Here is a 15,054-nt window from a genome sequence, read left to right as displayed (position 1 = left end):
CGAAGGACACCATGCGTACCGCCGAGATCCGCAAGCGCTGGCTCGACTACTTCGAGGCCAACGGCCACACCGTCGTGCCGTCGGCCTCCCTGATCTCCCCGGACCCGTCGACTCTGTTCACGATCGCGGGCATGGTGCCGTTCATCCCCTACATGACGGCCGAGCAGACGCCGCCCTGGGACCGGGCGACGAGCGTCCAGAAGTGCGTGCGCACCCTCGACATCGAGGAGGTCGGCAAGACGACCCGCCACGGCACGTTCTTCCAGATGAACGGCAACTTCTCGTTCGGCGACTACTTCAAGGAAGGCGCCATCACCTACGCGTGGGACCTGATCACGGGCTCGCGCGACGAGGGCAAGTACGGGTTCGACCCGGAGACCGTCTGGGTCACCGTCTACCACGAGGACCACGAGGCCCGTCAGCTGTGGAAGCGGATCGCCGGGCTGCCCGACGAGCGCATCCAGGCGCGCGGCAAGAAGGACAACTACTGGTCAACGGGCCAGCCCGGTCCCGCCGGGCCGTGCTCCGAGATCTACATCGACCGCGGTCCGGAGTTCGGGCGCGAGGGCGGCCCCGTCGTCGACGAGGACCGCTACCTCGAGATCTGGAACCTCGTGTTCATGCAGTACGCGATCGCCGACGTGAAGTCGAAGGAGGAGTTCCGGATCCTCGGGGAGCTCCAGCGCAAGAACATCGACACGGGCATGGGGCTCGAGCGCGTCGCCTACCTCCTGCAGGGCAAGGACAACCTCTACGAGATCGACGAGGTCTTTCCCGTGATCGCCGCGGCCGCCGAGCTCTCGGGCAAGACGTACGGCGCGGCGCACGACGACGACGTGCGCATGCGCGTCGTCGCCGACCACGTCCGGTCCGCCCTCATGATCATCGGCGACGGCGTCCGGCCGTCCAACGAGGGCCGCGGCTACGTGCTGCGGCGCCTGCTGCGCCGCTCGGTGCGCGCGATGCGCCTGCTCGGCGTCGACGACCCGTCCCTGCCGTCGCTGCTGCCCGTCAGCCGCGACGCGATGTCGCCGTCGTACCCGGAGCTCGCCACAGAGTTCGCGCGGTTCTCCGAGGTCGCGTACGCGGAGGAGGACGCCTTCCGTCGCACGCTCGTGTCCGGGACGACGATCCTCGACACCGCCGTGCGCAAGCTCAAGGACGCGGCCCCGGCCGGTCAGGTGCCGGTGCTCGGCGGCGACCAGGCGTTCGCGCTCCACGACACCTACGGCTTCCCGATCGACCTCACGCTCGAGATGGCGTCCGAGCAGGGCGTCCAGGTCGACGAGAACGCGTTCCGCCGCCTCATGTCCGAGCAGCGCACCCGGGCGCGCGAGGACGCCCTCGCCAAGCGCCGGGGCGGCGCCGACCTCGCTGCCTACGAGGCGATCGACAAGGACCTGGACAAGCCGGTCGAGTTCCTCGGCTACACCGACACGACGGCCGAGGTCGGGATCGTCGGTCTCCTCGTCGACGGCGTCCCCGCTCCGGCCGCGACCGCGCCCGCGGACGTCGAGGTCGTCCTCGACCGCACGCCCTTCTACGCCGAGGCCGGCGGCCAGCTCGCCGACCACGGCACCATCGTGCTCGACGGCGGCGCCTCGATCGAGGTCGACGACGTCCAGCGCCCGGTCAAGGGCCTGTCCGTGCACCGCGGGCGCCTCGTCGAGGGCACCGCGGCGCTGGGGGACCGCGGGACCGGCCGCATCGACCTGGCGCGCCGCAAGGCGATCAGCAAGGCGCACAGCGCCACGCACATGATCCACAAGGCGCTGCACGAGACCGTCGGCCCGGACCGCACGCAGGCCGGCTCGGAGAACTCGCCGAGCCGGGTGCGCTTCGACTTCCGGTCGTCGTCCGCCGTCCCGCAGAGCGCCCTCGGCGAGATCGAGGAGCGGGTCAACACCCTGCTCGTCGACAACCTGGAGGTCACCGACCAGGTGATGCCCATCGCCGAGGCCAAGTCGCTCGGCGCGATGGCCCTGTTCGGCGAGAAGTACGGCGACCGCGTGCGCGTCGTCTCGATCGGCGGCGACTGGTCGCGCGAGCTCTGCGCCGGGACGCACGTGAAGCAGTCCGGCGAGATCGGCCGTGTGACGCTGCTCGGCGAGTCCTCCGTGGGCTCGGGCGTGCGGCGCGTCGAGGCGCTCGTCGGCGACGGCGCCTACGGCTTCCAGGCCAAGGAGCACGCGCTCGTCGGGCAGGTCACGCAGCTGCTCGGGGCGCGCCCGGACGAGCTGGTCGACCGAGTGTCCTCGCTGGTCACACGCCTGCGCGACGCCGAGAAGGAGCTCGCCGGCGTTCGTCAGGGGCAGCTGCTGGCCCAGGCGGGCACGCTCGCGGCGGCCGCCGGCCAGGTCGGCGCCGTGCGCGTCGTGACCCACGACGCCGGCGAGGTCGCCTCGGCGGACGACCTGCGCGCCCTGGCCCTCGACGTCCGCTCGCGCCTCGGAGAGTCCGACCCGGCCGTCGTGGCCGTGGCGGGCGTCGCGAAGGGCCGCCCGCTCGTCGTGGCCGCCACCAACGCGTCGGCCCGCCAGTCCGGCGTGCGCGCCGGAGCGCTCGTGAAGGCGGCGTCCGGCGTCCTCGGCGGGGGCGGAGGCGGCAAGGACGACGTCGCGCAGGGCGGCGGGCAGGACGCCGCGGCCGTGCCCGCGGCGCTCGACGCCGTCCGCGACGCCGTGGCCGCGCAGGCCTCGTGACGCTGGAACGGGGGCCGCGCCTCGCGATCGACGTGGGGACCGTCCGGGTCGGGCTCGCCGCGAGCGACCCGGACGGCCTCGTCGCCACCCCGGTGGAGACGCTGCGCCGCGACGCGGGGGGCGCGAGCGACGTGCGGCGCATCGTGGACGAGGTGGTCGAGCGGGGTGCACGTGTCGTGTACGTGGGGCTGCCGCGACACCTCTCCGGGGCCGAGGGTGCTTCCGCACAGGCCGCCCGCGCGTACGCTGGAACGGTCGCGCGAGCGATCGACCCCGTACCCGTCCACCTCGTGGACGAGCGCATGTCGTCCGTGAGCGCCCACCGTTCCATGCAGGAGGCTGGCCGACCCGGTCGCAAGCAGAGGTCCGTGGTCGACCAGGTGGCGGCGGTTATCATCCTCCAGACCGCCCTCGACGCCGAGCGTCGCGCCGGGGAACGGGCCGGCGAGCTCGTCACCGCATGAGCCGCCGAAGAAGCACTCGCAGGGGGAGCACCAGCAGACGACGACGAGAAAGAGGTTGGACGGCATGACGGACCTGTTCTCGGCACCTCCGCCGACGACGACCGGCCCCGCGCCCGTTCCCTCCCGCACCGCTCAGCGGCGCCGTGAGAAGGCGTCCGCCGCAGCTCGTCGTCGGCGTCGTCGCCGCCGCCTCGTCGTCCTGTTCCTGGCGCTCGTCGTCGTCGGCGGGGCGGGCTGGTACGTCTACGAGCACGTGCTTCCGGGCCTGTCGTTCGGTGGCCTGCACCCGAAGGCCGAGGACTACTCCGGGCCCGGGACCGGGTCCGTCGAGGTGACCGTGAACCCGGGCGACTCCGGGACGGCGATCGGCGAGTCGCTGGTCGAGGCCGGGGTGGTCAAGAGTGTCAAGGCGTTCACCAACGCGTACAGCGCCAACGTCAACGCCGCGGGGATCCAGCCGGGCGTCTACACGGTCCGCAAGCAGATGAAGGCAGCCGACGCGGTCGCGCTGCTCGCGTCCAACCAGGGCCGCGTCGAGTTCCAGGTGACGGTGCCCGAGGGCTACACGGCGGACCAGGCCATCACGCGGGCCAGCAGCGTCACAGGCATCTCGGCGGCGCAGTTCGAGCAGGCCAAGAAGAACACCAAGGGCACCGGCCTGCCCGCCGTCGCGAAGGGCAACTACGAGGGCTGGCTGTACCCGGCGACGTACTCGTTCGACCCGGACGTCACCGCGACCGAGGTCCTCAACCAGATGGTCGCGCAGACCAAGGCCGAGCTGAAGAAGCTCAAGGTGCCGTCCGCGGACCAGGAAGAGGTCCTGATCAAGGCGTCGATGATCGAGCGCGAGGCGAAGGTCCCGGCCGACCAGCCCAAGATGGCGCGCGTCATCGAGAACCGTCTCGAACGCGGTATGACGCTGGGCATCGATGCCGCTACCGCGTACGGCGCTCACAAGTCCGGTACCGACCTGACCAAGGCGGACCTGCAGAGCACGAAGAACCCCTACAACACACGGGTGCTGACCGGTCTGCCGCCAGGGCCCATCGCGTCGCCGGGGGAGAGCGCGGTCAAGGCCGTCATGAACCCCGCGACGGGTGACTGGCTCTTCTGGGTGGCGGTGAACCTGGACACCGGCAAGACCAAGTTCGCGGTGACCTACCAGGAGCAGCAGACCAACGAGAAGGAGCTTGCTGCGTGGCAGAAGGCTCACCCGTCCAAGTGAGCAGCGGCCGCGCGGCCGTCCTCGGCCACCCGATCTCGCACTCGCTGTCCCCGGTGCTCCACCGCGCCGCCTACGCGGCGCTCGGCCTGGACGACTGGTCGTACACGGCCGTCGACGTCACCGAGGAGGCGCTGCCGGCGTTCCTCGACGCGCTCGACGACACGTGGGCGGGACTGAGCCTCACGATGCCGCTCAAGCAGGCGGTCATCGAGCTGCTCGACGACGTGACGCCCCTGGCGCTCGGCGTCTGGGCGGTGAACACCGTGGTGCTCGACGACGCGGGCCGGCACGGCTCCAACACCGACGTCCACGGGCTGGTCGCAGCGCTGCGGGAGGGGCTCGACGGGCAGTCGGACGAGCGCGGGGGGCCTGACACCTCGTCCGTCCGATCGGCGGCGCAGTCGGCCGCGGTCCTGGGGGCCGGGGCCACCGCCGCCTCGACCCTGGCGGCCCTGCGCGAGCTCGGCTGCGCCGAGCCGGTCGTCTACGCGCGCTCGCTCGCGCGCACGTCGGACCTGGCGAAGGTGGCCGAGCGGCTCGAGGTGCGCCCGCGGTTCGTCGTCCTCGACGACGCCGCACAGACGCTGCCGGGCCACGACGTCATCGTGTCCACGCTGCCGCCGCACGCCGCCGACGGGCTCGCTGCCGGGCTCGCAGGCCCGGTCGAGGGCCTGCTGCTCGACGTCGCGTACGACCCCCGGCCGACCGCCCTGGCCGCCGCATGGCGCCGGGCCGGCGGGGACACCGTCGACGGCGAGCGCATGCTGCTTCACCAGGCGGCCGAGCAGGTCCGGCTGATGACGGGCCGCCGGGCCCCGCTCGACGCGATGGACGCGGCCCTCCGCGCGGCCCTCGCGACCCGCTGAGCGGTCCGGGCAGAGCTCGGGTCAGACGCCGACGGCCGGCGCGGCGAGCGTCGCGAGGACGATCGCCAGCAGCGCACCGGCGAGCATGAACGGGCCGAACGCGACGGCCGTCTTGCGGTGCGCGCGGCGCGTCGCGAGCAGCCCGACCGACCACAGTCCGCCCAGCAGGAACGCGAGCAGGACTCCCGTCGCGAGCGTCCCCCAGCCGACCCAGGCAAGGGGGAGCCCGACCAACCACGCAAGCTTGACGTCGCCGCGCCCCAGCCCGCGAGGCGCGCGAGCAGCGCGTAGAACCCGGCCGTGACGGCGGCTCCGACCATGGTCCGGACCACGGCTGACCCGTCGCCGAGCACCAGCGCCGCGACGCCCAGGGCGACAGCGCTCAGCAGGATCCCGGGGACCGTGAGCACGTCGGGGAGCCGGTGGGTCCGCGCGTCGATCACGGTGAGCGGGCCCGCGACGAGGGAGAGCACCACGAGCGCGGGCACGGCCGCGAGGACCAGGCCGGCCGCATCGCCCACAGCCGCGTCGTGCCGCGCCGACGCGGCGGCGACCACGGCAAGACCGACCAGCGCCAGTGCGACGAGGCTCACCACCGTCGACCCGACGCGCACCGGGGCGATCTCGCGCCGCAGCGCCGCCACGGTGCGCCCCGGCGAGCGCACCACCGCCACCCCGGTGAGCGGGGTGTCGGTGAGGTCTCCTCCGGGGGCGGGCTGCGTCGTCGGCACGGCGGCACTGTAACGACGACGCGGGACGCGCGCCGGGCCCGTCCACAGGAGGTCCGCGCAGCGGACGGCGGCCGTCCACCGTGCGGGCGCGTGGAAGAATCGGCGCATGCTCCGTTGGTTGACCGCAGGTGAGTCGCACGGCCCGGCGCTCGTCGGGATCATCGAGGGCCTGCCGGCCGGCGTCGAGCTCGTCAGCGACGACCTGCGCTCGGCCCTCGCGCGGCGGCGCCTCGGCTACGGGCGCGGCTCGCGGCAGAAGTTCGAGCAGGACGAGCTCACCGTGCTCGGCGGGCTGCGGCACGGGCTCACGCAGGGCGGCCCCCTCGCGATCCAGATCGGCAACACCGAGTGGCCCAAGTGGGTCGACGTGATGGCGGCGGACCCGGTGCCGCCCGAGGCCCTGCTCGTGGACGCCGGCACGGGCGACGAGCGCGAGATCGCACGCAACCGCCCGCTGACGCGGCCCCGGCCCGGGCACGCGGACCTCATCGGCATGCGCAAGTACGCGTTCGACGACGCGCGGCCCGTGCTCGAGCGGGCGTCCGCGCGCGAGACCGCGACCCGCGTGGTCCTCGGCCGCGCCGCCGCCGCGTTCCTCGAGCAGGCGCTCGGGGTCCGGCTCGTCTCGCACGTCGTCGCGATCGGGTCGGTCGACGTGCCCGACGGGGCGACGCTGCCGACACCCGACGACGTCGCCGCGCTCGACGGGGACCCGGTGCGCTGCTTCGACCCCGCGTCGTCGGAGGCGATGGTCGCGGAGATCGACGAGGCCAAGAAGGACGGCGACACCCTCGGCGGCGTCGTCGAGGTGCTGGCCTACGGCGTGCCGTCGGGGCTCGGGTCGTACGTCTCGTCCGACCGGCGCCTCGATGCCCGGCTCGCGGCCGCCGTCATGGGCATCCAGGCGTTCAAGGGCGTGGAGGTCGGCGACGGGTTCCGGACGGCGCACCGGCGCGGCTCGCAGGCCCACGACGAGATCGTCCGTGGCGAGGACGGCCGGATCCGACGGGCGTCCAACCGGGCGGGCGGCGTCGAGGGCGGGATGAGCAACGGCGAGGTGCTGCGCGTGCGCGGCGCCATGAAGCCGATCTCGACCGTGCCGCGCGCCCTGGCGACCGTCGACGTCGTGACGGGCGAGGCCGCCACCGCGCAGCACCAGCGCTCCGACGTGTGCGCGGTGCCGCCCGCCGCGGTCGTGGCGGAGGCCGAGGTCGCGCTCGTCCTCGCGCAGGCCGCACTCGAGAAGTTCGGCGGGGACTCCGTCGCCGAGGTGCGCCGCAACGTCGACGCGTACCTCGCGGCCGTCCCCGAGCTGCTGCGCTGAGGCCCGCCATGGTTCGGCCCGTCGCGGTCCTCGTCGGACCGCCCGCGAGCGGCAAGTCGACCGTGATGCGGCACCTCTCCCGGCGTCTCGGCGTCGACGGCCGCGACACCGACGCCGACGTCGAGGCGGCCAGCGGGGTGACCGTCGCCGCGATCTTCGCCGACCAGGGGGAGTCCGCCTTCCGGGCGCTCGAGCGCGACGCCGTCGCCGCGGCGTTGGAGTCCCACCCGGGCGTGCTCTCGCTCGGTGGAGGCGCAGTGCTCGACCCGGCCACGCGCGAACGTCTCGCCGCGTACGCGGCCGAGGGCGGCGTCGTCGTGTTCCTCGACGTGAGCCGCCTCCACGCGGCGCGACGGCTGCGCGGCGACCGGAGCCGCCCGCTGCTCGCGGGAGACGCCGTGGCACGCTGGGACGAGCTGATGACCGCGCGGCGGCCCGTCTACGAGGAGGTGGCCACCGTGCGCGTGAGGACGGACGCCGCCGGGCCGGGGCACGTCGTCGAGGAGATCGTCAGGCACATCGAGCGGGCGCACGTGTCGCCCCGGACCGAGGAGGACGTGTGAGCGAGTCGCTCGTGGACGAGACGGGCAGCGCGCCCGTGGCCGTGACCGTGCGGGGTGACGCGCCGTACGACGTGCTGATCGGCCGGCACCTGCTCGGCGAGCTGCCGCGGCTCCTGGGTGAGGGCGTCCGCCGGGTGCTCGTCGTGCACCAGCCGTCGCTGGCGGCGTCGGCGGAGGTCGTGCGCGAGGACCTCGCGGCGAGCGGCTACGAGGCGTTCCTCGCCGAGGTGCCCGACGCCGAGGAGGCCAAGTCCGCGCAGGTCGCCGCGTTCCTCTGGGGGGTGCTCGGCCAGGCGGACTTCACGCGGTCCGATGCGGTGGTCGGCGTCGGCGGGGGAGCGACGACGGACCTCGCGGGCTTCGTGGCCGCGACCTGGCTGCGCGGCATCCGCGTGGTCCACGTCCCGACGACGCTGCTCGCCATGGTCGACGCTGCCGTCGGCGGGAAGACCGGCATCAACACCGCCGAGGGCAAGAACCTGGTGGGCGCCTTCTACCCGCCCGCCGGCGTGCTCGCGGACCTCGCGACCCTCGAGTCGTTGCCGCGGTTCGAGTTCGTCGCGGGGCTGGCGGAGGTCGTCAAGACCGGGTTCATCGCCGACCCCCGGATCCTCGAGCTCGTCGAGGCGCACGCCGGCGAGCTGCGGGACTGGGGCTCGTGGCAGGCGGCCGGCGGCGAGCCGTCCGCGGAGCTGCGGGCCGTCGTCGCCGAGCTCGTGCAGCGGTCCGTGGCCGTGAAGGCCGCCGTCGTGGGGGAGGACCTCAAGGAGGCCGGCCTGCGCGAGATCCTCAACTACGGCCACACCCTCGGGCACGCGGTCGAGCTTGCCGAGCGGTACGGCTGGCGCCACGGGGCGGCCGTGTCCGTGGGCATGGTGTTCGCGGCCGAGCTGTCGCGGCTCGCGGGCAAGCTCGACGACGACGTGGTCGACCGGCACCGCTCGATCCTGTCGTCGCTCGGGCTCCCCACCACGTACCGCGGGGACCGCTGGGACCAGCTCCTGACCGCGATGCGCCGCGACAAGAAGACGCGCGGCGACCTGCTGCGGTTCGTCGTGCTCGACGACGTCGCCCGCCCCACGCGGCTCGAGGGCCCCGACCCCGCGCTGCTGCATGCCGCGTACGCCGAGATCTCGGCGGACGCGCCGTCGTCGCGCACCATCTCCCTCTGACGCGTCGACCTCGTCTCGCCCCCACCAGGCATCGCGAGGTACCCCTCCGGGAGGCCTACCTCCCGTCAGGGGCGAGGGGGATACCGCGCTCGGCGAGCACGTCGCGGAGCAGGTCGGCGCGGTTGGTGACGATCCCGTCGACGCCGAGGTCGAGCAGCCGGCGCATCTCGGCGGGATCGTCGATCGTCCACACGTGGACCTGCCGTCCTACGCGGTGGGCGGCGGCCAGGTTCCGCGCGGAGACCACACGGACCGGCCCCTGCGTGACCGGCACCTGGAGGCAGTCGACCTCGCGCAGCGCCCTCATGACCGCTCCGCGCGAGCGCCCGCGCACGCCCAGGAGGAACCGCAGCACCTCGCCCTGCCCGGCGGACGTCGCGACGGGCCGGCTCAGCCGTGCGACCGTCGCGCGCCGTCGGGCGACGGAGAAGGACGTGACGCACACGCGGTCGTGGGCGCTCGTCCGCTCGATCGCCTCGGCGACGGGTCGGACGGCCGAATCGCCCTTGACGTCGATGTTGACGCGGAGGTCGGGCCACGAACCCAGGAGGTCGTCGAGCCGGGGGACCGGCTCCACGCCGCCGATCCGGGCCCGCGCGACGACGGCCCACGGCAGCGCCGCGACGACCCCCGTGGCGTCGGTGGTGCGGTCGAGGGTCGCGTCGTGCAGGGCGACCGCGACGCCGTCGGACGTGCCGTGCGCGTCGGTCTCGACGTAGCGGTAGCCGAGGTCCCGAGCGGCCTCGAACGCGCGCAGCGAGTTCTCGAGCCCGTGGAGCGAGAAGCCTCGGTGGGCGAGCGCGACGAAGGGCGCGTCGAGGTAGGGCGTCGCGGTCACCGGGCGGTCCCCGGCCGGGGCGCGGCCAGGCGCTCACCGGCCCACGACAGCACGCCGTCGAGGTAGGCGGCCCGCGGGCCGTCGGCCGAGAGCGTGAGGTCGTGCACCCCACCGTCGACGACGAGCTCCGTCACGTCGTGACCGAGGCGCGGCGCGAGCCGGGCGATCGACCGCACGTCGAGCACGGTGTCCTCGCGGTCGAGGTCCGGGTTGCCCTCGCGGTCGGGCCCGGACCGGGCGGACCGGGCGACGAGCACGGGCGCCGCGACGTCGAGCCCGCGCTCGACGCGCGCCTGGCCGCGCCGGACCGCGCGGAGCCAGCCGGCGCGGACGGGGAGCCCCTCGGGTCGCTTGAGCGCCGTGTCGAACTCCCACCGCCCACCGCCCGACACGTGCTGGTGCGTCGCGTAGACGGACGGTGCGTTCGTCATGGGGCGCAGGGCCGCGTACGGCCCGACGGCGTCGAGCAGCCGCGTCCCGACCGTCCGGTTGAACCAGCTGGACCGCAGGTCGAGGAACGGGCTGTCGAGCACGAGGAGGTCGGGACCGTCCGGGCCACGGCGGGCCGCGTGCGCCCACAGCGCCGCGGTGAGGCCGCCCGTGGAGTGCGCGTGGACGACGAGCGGGAGGCCGGGGTGCAGCGCGCGGGCCGCCGCCGCGGCGAGCGTGAGGTCGGCGGCGTGCTCGTGGAGGTCGTCGACGTAGTGCGGGACCTCCCCGGGGCGCCACGACCGGCCGGCGCGGCGCAGGTCCACGGCGACGAACGCGTACCCGGCGCCGGTCAGCGCGGCCGCGAGGTGCGCCTGGAAGAAGTAGTCGTTGTACCCGTGGACGTGCAGGACGACGGCGCGCGGCCGGGTGCCGTCGTCGCCGCCGAGGCGCCCGGCCGCGGCACGCACGAGCGTCACGCGCGGTGGGACGGCGCCCCCGTGGTTGCGGGGTCCGCCGGAGGTCCCGGGCGCGGGCAGCGTGGCGACCGAGAACGCGTCGCCGAGCTCGTCGTCGGGCGTCCACGCGGGCGCGTCGCTCATGCGGCGGTCTCCGGGGTGTCGCGCGCGCCGCCGATCCCGCGCCCGCTCGGGAAGCGGACGAGCAGGAGCAGGACGAGCCCGAGGGCCAGCACCGCGACGATCCCGACGATGCCCCAGTACTGGTGGCCCGTGACGGACACGAGGGTCGAGAACGCGAACGGCGCGAGGAAGCTCGCCGCCCGTCCGGTGGTGGTGTAGAGCCCGAAGAGCTCGGTCTCCCGGCCGGGCTCCGCGAGCCGGCCGAGCAGCGCGCGGCTCGCGGACTGCGCCGGCCCCACGAACGCCGAGAGCAGCAGGCCGAAGACCCAGAAGGCCGTCCGACCCGCGTCGTGGAGGAAGAAGACGGCGGTCCCGGCCACGACGAGCCCGACGAGCGAGCCGACGACCACCCGCCGCGGCCCGATGCGGTCGTCGAGCCAGCCGGCGCTGATGGTGCACGCGCCCGCGACCACGTTGGCGGCGATCGCGAAGACGATGACCTCGCTCGAGGTGAACCCGAACGTGCCGGACGCGATGACGGCGCCGAAGGTGAAGACGCCGGCGAGCCCGTCCCGGAAGACGGCGCTGGCCACGAGGAACCCGAGCGTCGAGCGGCTCGTGCGCCAGAGCCGGGCGAGGTCGCGGAAGAGCTGGCGGTAGGCGCTCGCCACGGCGGCGAGACCGCGCGTCCCGCGGGCCGTCCGACCGGTCACGGCCGCGTCCGCGGCGGCGGGTTCGGCGACGTCGCCGGTGAACGGCGACGTCCGGCGTTCCGGCACGACGACGAGCACCGGGATCGCGAAGAGCCCGAACCACAGGGCCGCGAGCACCATGGAGACACGGAAGTCGAGCCCGTGCGCGTCGGTGACGCCGAACCATCCGACGTCGGGGTTGATGAACCCGACGTAGAGGATCAGCAGGAGGACGATCCCGCCCACGTACCCGGCGCCCCAGCCGATGCCGCTGATCCGCCCGATGGTGCGGGGAGTCGAGATCTGGAGGAGCAGCGCGTTGTACGCCACGCCTGCGAGCTCGTAGAACACGTTGCCGACCGACAGGAGCACGACGCCGAGCACCACGGCGCGCGACAGGTGCCCGGGCACGGGCTCGACGAACCAGAGCGCCAGCATCGTCACGAGGACGACGGCGGAGTTGGCGCCGAGCCACAGCTTGCGGCGGCCGGACCGGTCGGCGAGCGCCCCGAGCGCGGGCGCGAGCACGGCGATGAGGACGCCGGCGCCGGCGAGGCCCCACCCGAGCCAGGCGGAGTGCTGGGCGGTCACGGCGTCGGCGTCGGCTCCCTGCTCGACGAACGTGTCGCTCGTGAGCCAGGGGGTGAAGACGAACGTGGTGACGACCGCGTTGAAGGCGGCACCGCCCCAGTCCCACAGGGACCAGGCGGTGACCTGACGCCGGAGGGTGCGCGGCGCGGGCGCGCCGTTCACCTGGTCGGGCGAGCGGCGTGGGGTCCGGGCGGCGCTGCGTGCGGGCACGTGCGCATGCTACGGGCCGCTACCCTCGGGGGCATGACGCGCGTGCTGGTGCTGAACGGTCCGAACCTCGGTCGCCTGGGGGTCCGGGAGCCGGACGTCTACGGGGCGCTGAGCCTCGCCGACCTGGGGGACGCCGTGGGCCGGTGGTCCGGCGAGCTGGGCCTGGAGGCCGAGGTGCGGCAGACGGACGACGAGGCCGAGCTCGTGCACTGGCTGTACGAGGCGGTGGACACGGACGCGCACGTGGTGCTGAACCCCGCGGCGTTCACCCACTACTCCTACTCGCTGCGGGACGCGGCGGCACAGGTGACCAAGGCGGGCCTGGTGCTGGTCGAGGTGCACATCTCGAACCCGATGGCGCGCGAGGAGTTCCGCCACACGTCGGTGATCGGGCCGGTGGCGACGGGGACGGTCGCGGGCTTCGGGTTCGACTCCTACCGCCTGGCGCTCCAGGCAGTGGCCGCCAAGGCCTGAGACTGGATCGCTCAGTATCAAGATCACAACCTTGATTCCTCACTATCAAGACCTTAACCTTGTGATATGTGGGTCATGACGATCGACCAGCGGGCCAGCCGGCGCCACGGCGACCGCGTGCCCGAGCTGCTCGGGGCCCTGCCGGGGCCCGGGGACGACGGCGTCGTCCTCGCGTTCGACCGGACGGTCGGCGACGAGGTCCAGGGGGTGCTCGACGACGCCGCCACCGTCGTCGACGTCGTCCTCCTCGCCGCGCGGCTGGGGGAGTGGAGCGTGGGCGTCGGCGTGGGCCCCGTCGACGAGCCGCTGCCGGCGAGCACGCGGGCCGGGACCGGCGCGGCGTTCGTCCGGGCGCGCGAGGCGGTCGAGCGGGCCAAGCGCCGCGCGGGCGGCGCGCCGGTCGCCGTCGTCGGCGCGGACCGCGGACCGCAGGCCGACCGGGCCGCCGAGGCCGAGTCCGTGCTGCAGCTCCTCGCCTCGGTCGCGGAGCGCCGCACCGCCGCGGGCTGGGAGGTCGTCGACCTCCTGCGCGACGGGCTGTCGCAGCGGGCGGCGGCCGAGCGGCTGGGCGTGTCGGGGCAGGCCGTGAGCCAGCGCGTGCGGGCTAGCATGTGGCCCGAGGAAGCCGCGGCGCGCCCGCTCGCGGCACGGCTGCTCGAGGAGGCTGACGCGTCGTGAGCGTGGGAGAGGTGCTCGCGGTCGTCGGGATCTCCGTCGCGATGCTGGCCGTCAGCGTGCTCGGTGGCCTCGTCGTCGTCCCGGCCGTGCTGCGGGCCGCCGGCCGGACGTCCGCCGGCGAGGCCGCGCGGGCAGACGCCCAGCCGTCGAACGCCCCGCAGCCCGACGCTCCTGACGCCGCCGCCGTGCTGCGGGGCGGGACGTGGATCGGCATCCTCGAACGCCTCGCGGTGACCGGCTGTCTCCTCACCGGGTTCGCACCTGGGGTCGCCGTGGTCGTCGCCGTCAAGGGCCTGGGGCGCTACCCGGAGATCCGCGACAACCCCGGTGTGTCCGAGCGGTTCGTCATCGGATCCCTGGCCTCGCTCGTGTGGGCCGCGGCCGCCGGCCTGCTCGGCCTGTGGTTGAACGGGCTCGTCAGGTAGTCTTGCCTGGGCCTTTTCGCGGGCGCGGCCTCCCTTCACCCGCCGCACAGCAGCCCGGCCCTCTCCCCGACCTCAGGAAGCAGAACGTGGCGACCACCAACGACATCAAGAACGGCACCGTGCTCAACCTGGACGGCCAGCTCTGGACCGTCATCGAGTTCCAGCACGTCAAGCCCGGCAAGGGCGGCGCGTTCGTCCGCACGAAGCTCAAGAACGTGCTCTCGGGCAAGGTGGTCGACAGGACGTTCAACGCCGGCGCGAAGATCGAGACGGCCAACGTCGACAAGCGCGACATGCAGTACCTGTACCGCGACGGCGACGACTTCATCTTCATGGACACGGTCACCTTCGACCAGCTCCCCGTCTCGGCCGCGACCGTCGGTTCGGCGTCGGACTACATGCTCGAGAACCAGAACGCGATCGTCGCCACGCACGACGCGGCGCCGCTCTTCGTCGAGCTCCCCGCGTCCGTGGTCCTCGAGGTCACGTACACCGAGCCCGGCCTCCAGGGCGACCGCTCGACGGGCGGCACCAAGCCCGCGACGCTCGAGACGGGCGCCACGATCCAGGTCCCGCTCTTCCTCGAGGCCGGCACCAAGGTCAAGGTCGACACCCGCGACGGGTCGTACCTCGGCCGCGTGAACGACTGACGTGGCGGCGCGCAGCAAGGCGCGCAAGCGCGCGATCGACGTCCTGTACGAGGCGGACTCGCGCGGCATCGCGCCCGTCACGATGCTCTCCGAGCGGGTCGCCGAGCCGGGCACGCAGGCGTCCCTGCCCCAGTACGCCGTCGAGATCGTCGAGGGCGTCGACGCCCACCGCGAGCGGATCGACGAGATCCTCGCCACGTACTCGCACGGCTGGACGATCGAGCGCATGCCCGCCGTCGACCGGGCGATCCTGCGCGTGGGCGTCTGGGAGATCCTCTACAACGAGGACGTGCCCGACGGCGTCGCGCTCGACGAGGCGGTCTCCCTCGCGACGTCCCTGTCGACGGACGAGTCGCCCTCGTTCGTGAACGGGCTCCTCGCCCGCGTCGCGGAGCTCGGTCCCACCCTGCGGGCCTGACGCCCGCACCACTCGTCCCGG

Annotated in this window: 16 protein-coding genes; 12 read left to right on the top strand and 4 right to left on the bottom strand. The window is 74.0% G+C overall.

Features of this window, described 5'->3' with window-relative positions; translation table 11 throughout:
• Window positions 1–11 precede the first annotated feature (11 nt).
• The 4 genes from alaS to ACLQ14_RS05805 all read left to right on the top strand — a co-directional run bounded on the left by alaS (window position 12) and on the right by ACLQ14_RS05805 (window position 5,257).
• Window positions 12–2,702: an alanine--tRNA ligase gene (alaS, locus tag ACLQ14_RS05820; protein ID WP_425810841.1), complete on the top strand. Its 2,691-nt coding sequence runs from the start codon at window positions 12–14 to the stop codon at window positions 2,700–2,702.
• A complete protein-coding gene (gene ruvX, locus ACLQ14_RS05815) occupies window positions 2,699–3,166 on the top strand; it encodes a Holliday junction resolvase RuvX (RefSeq protein WP_425810839.1) in 468 nt (155 codons plus the stop codon). The genes alaS and ruvX overlap by 4 nt, the downstream gene beginning before the upstream one ends.
• A 64-nt stretch (window positions 3,167–3,230) precedes the next feature.
• Window positions 3,231–4,391: an endolytic transglycosylase MltG gene (gene mltG / locus ACLQ14_RS05810; RefSeq protein WP_425810837.1), complete on the top strand. Its 1,161-nt coding sequence runs from the start codon at window positions 3,231–3,233 to the stop codon at window positions 4,389–4,391.
• Window positions 4,388–5,257: a shikimate dehydrogenase gene (locus ACLQ14_RS05805; protein ID WP_425810835.1), complete on the top strand. Its 870-nt coding sequence runs from the start codon at window positions 4,388–4,390 to the stop codon at window positions 5,255–5,257. The genes mltG and ACLQ14_RS05805 overlap by 4 nt, the downstream gene beginning before the upstream one ends.
• Before the next feature lie 21 nt (window positions 5,258–5,278).
• Here the strand turns inward: ACLQ14_RS05805 and ACLQ14_RS05800 are convergent, their stop codons facing one another.
• A complete protein-coding gene (locus ACLQ14_RS05800) occupies window positions 5,279–5,491 on the bottom strand; it encodes a hypothetical protein (RefSeq protein ID WP_425810833.1) in 213 nt (70 codons plus the stop codon).
• A 603-nt stretch (window positions 5,492–6,094) separates the two neighbouring features.
• On the opposite strand from ACLQ14_RS05800, the gene aroC reads away from it, so the two are divergent.
• From aroC to aroB, 3 genes are read left to right on the top strand one after another with little or no spacing between them, the layout of a single operon-like run.
• Window positions 6,095–7,312 carry a chorismate synthase gene (gene aroC, locus ACLQ14_RS05795; protein ID WP_425810831.1) on the top strand — a complete coding sequence of 406 codons (1,218 nt, stop codon included), beginning with the start codon at window positions 6,095–6,097 and terminating at the stop codon, window positions 7,310–7,312.
• Between the two features lie 8 nt (window positions 7,313–7,320).
• A complete protein-coding gene (locus ACLQ14_RS05790) occupies window positions 7,321–7,875 on the top strand; it encodes a shikimate kinase (RefSeq protein ID WP_425810828.1) in 555 nt (184 codons plus the stop codon).
• Between the two features lie 41 nt (window positions 7,876–7,916).
• Entirely contained in the window at window positions 7,917–9,047 is a 1,131-nt protein-coding gene (aroB, locus tag ACLQ14_RS05785) for a 3-dehydroquinate synthase (protein WP_425811639.1), read from the top strand.
• A gap of 55 nt (window positions 9,048–9,102) precedes the next feature.
• Here aroB and ACLQ14_RS05780 read toward each other — a convergent pair whose 3' ends face one another.
• Genes ACLQ14_RS05780 through ACLQ14_RS05770 form a run of 3 tightly spaced genes read right to left on the bottom strand, consistent with a single transcriptional unit; the run spans window position 9,103 to window position 12,388 of the window.
• Window positions 9,103–9,885 carry a glycerophosphodiester phosphodiesterase gene (locus ACLQ14_RS05780; protein WP_425810826.1) on the bottom strand — a complete coding sequence of 261 codons (783 nt, stop codon included), beginning with the start codon at window positions 9,883–9,885 and terminating at the stop codon, window positions 9,103–9,105.
• Window positions 9,882–10,916 (bottom strand): alpha/beta fold hydrolase, encoded by a 1,035-nt coding sequence (locus ACLQ14_RS05775; RefSeq protein WP_425810824.1) that lies wholly within the window; start codon window positions 10,914–10,916, stop codon window positions 9,882–9,884. Before ACLQ14_RS05775 ends, ACLQ14_RS05780 begins: the two co-directional genes overlap by 4 nt.
• On the bottom strand, window positions 10,913–12,388 hold the full coding sequence (locus ACLQ14_RS05770; protein ID WP_425810822.1) for an MFS transporter: 1,476 nt from the start codon (window positions 12,386–12,388) through the stop codon (window positions 10,913–10,915). Before ACLQ14_RS05770 ends, ACLQ14_RS05775 begins: the two co-directional genes overlap by 4 nt.
• 33 nt (window positions 12,389–12,421) lie before the next feature.
• Here ACLQ14_RS05770 and ACLQ14_RS05765 point away from each other — a divergent pair, with 33 nt between their 5' ends.
• From ACLQ14_RS05765 to nusB, 5 genes are all read left to right on the top strand, one after another.
• Entirely contained in the window at window positions 12,422–12,862 is a 441-nt protein-coding gene (locus tag ACLQ14_RS05765; protein WP_425810820.1) for a type II 3-dehydroquinate dehydratase, read from the top strand.
• 75 nt (window positions 12,863–12,937) lie between these two features.
• Window positions 12,938–13,540 carry a hypothetical protein gene (locus tag ACLQ14_RS05760; protein ID WP_425810818.1) on the top strand — a complete coding sequence of 201 codons (603 nt, stop codon included), beginning with the start codon at window positions 12,938–12,940 and terminating at the stop codon, window positions 13,538–13,540.
• The gene (locus ACLQ14_RS05755) at window positions 13,537–13,965 is read left to right on the top strand and encodes a hypothetical protein (RefSeq protein WP_425810816.1); all 429 of its coding nucleotides are present in this window, start codon (window positions 13,537–13,539) and stop codon (window positions 13,963–13,965) included. The genes ACLQ14_RS05760 and ACLQ14_RS05755 overlap by 4 nt, the downstream gene beginning before the upstream one ends.
• Window positions 13,966–14,051: 86 nt before the next feature.
• Window positions 14,052–14,615 (top strand): elongation factor P, encoded by a 564-nt coding sequence (gene efp, locus ACLQ14_RS05750; RefSeq protein WP_425810814.1) that lies wholly within the window; start codon window positions 14,052–14,054, stop codon window positions 14,613–14,615.
• 1 nt (window position 14,616) lies between these two features.
• On the top strand, window positions 14,617–15,033 hold the full coding sequence (nusB, locus tag ACLQ14_RS05745) for a transcription antitermination factor NusB (RefSeq protein WP_425810812.1): 417 nt from the start codon (window positions 14,617–14,619) through the stop codon (window positions 15,031–15,033).
• Window positions 15,034–15,054: the final 21 nt, after the last annotated feature.

Source organism: Luteimicrobium sp. DT211 (genome assembly GCF_049844995.1).
Taxonomy (GTDB): Bacteria; Actinomycetota; Actinomycetes; order Actinomycetales; family Cellulomonadaceae; genus Luteimicrobium.
Note: the sequence above shows the minus strand (reverse complement) of the source record. Positions and strands in the feature narration are given on the sequence as shown.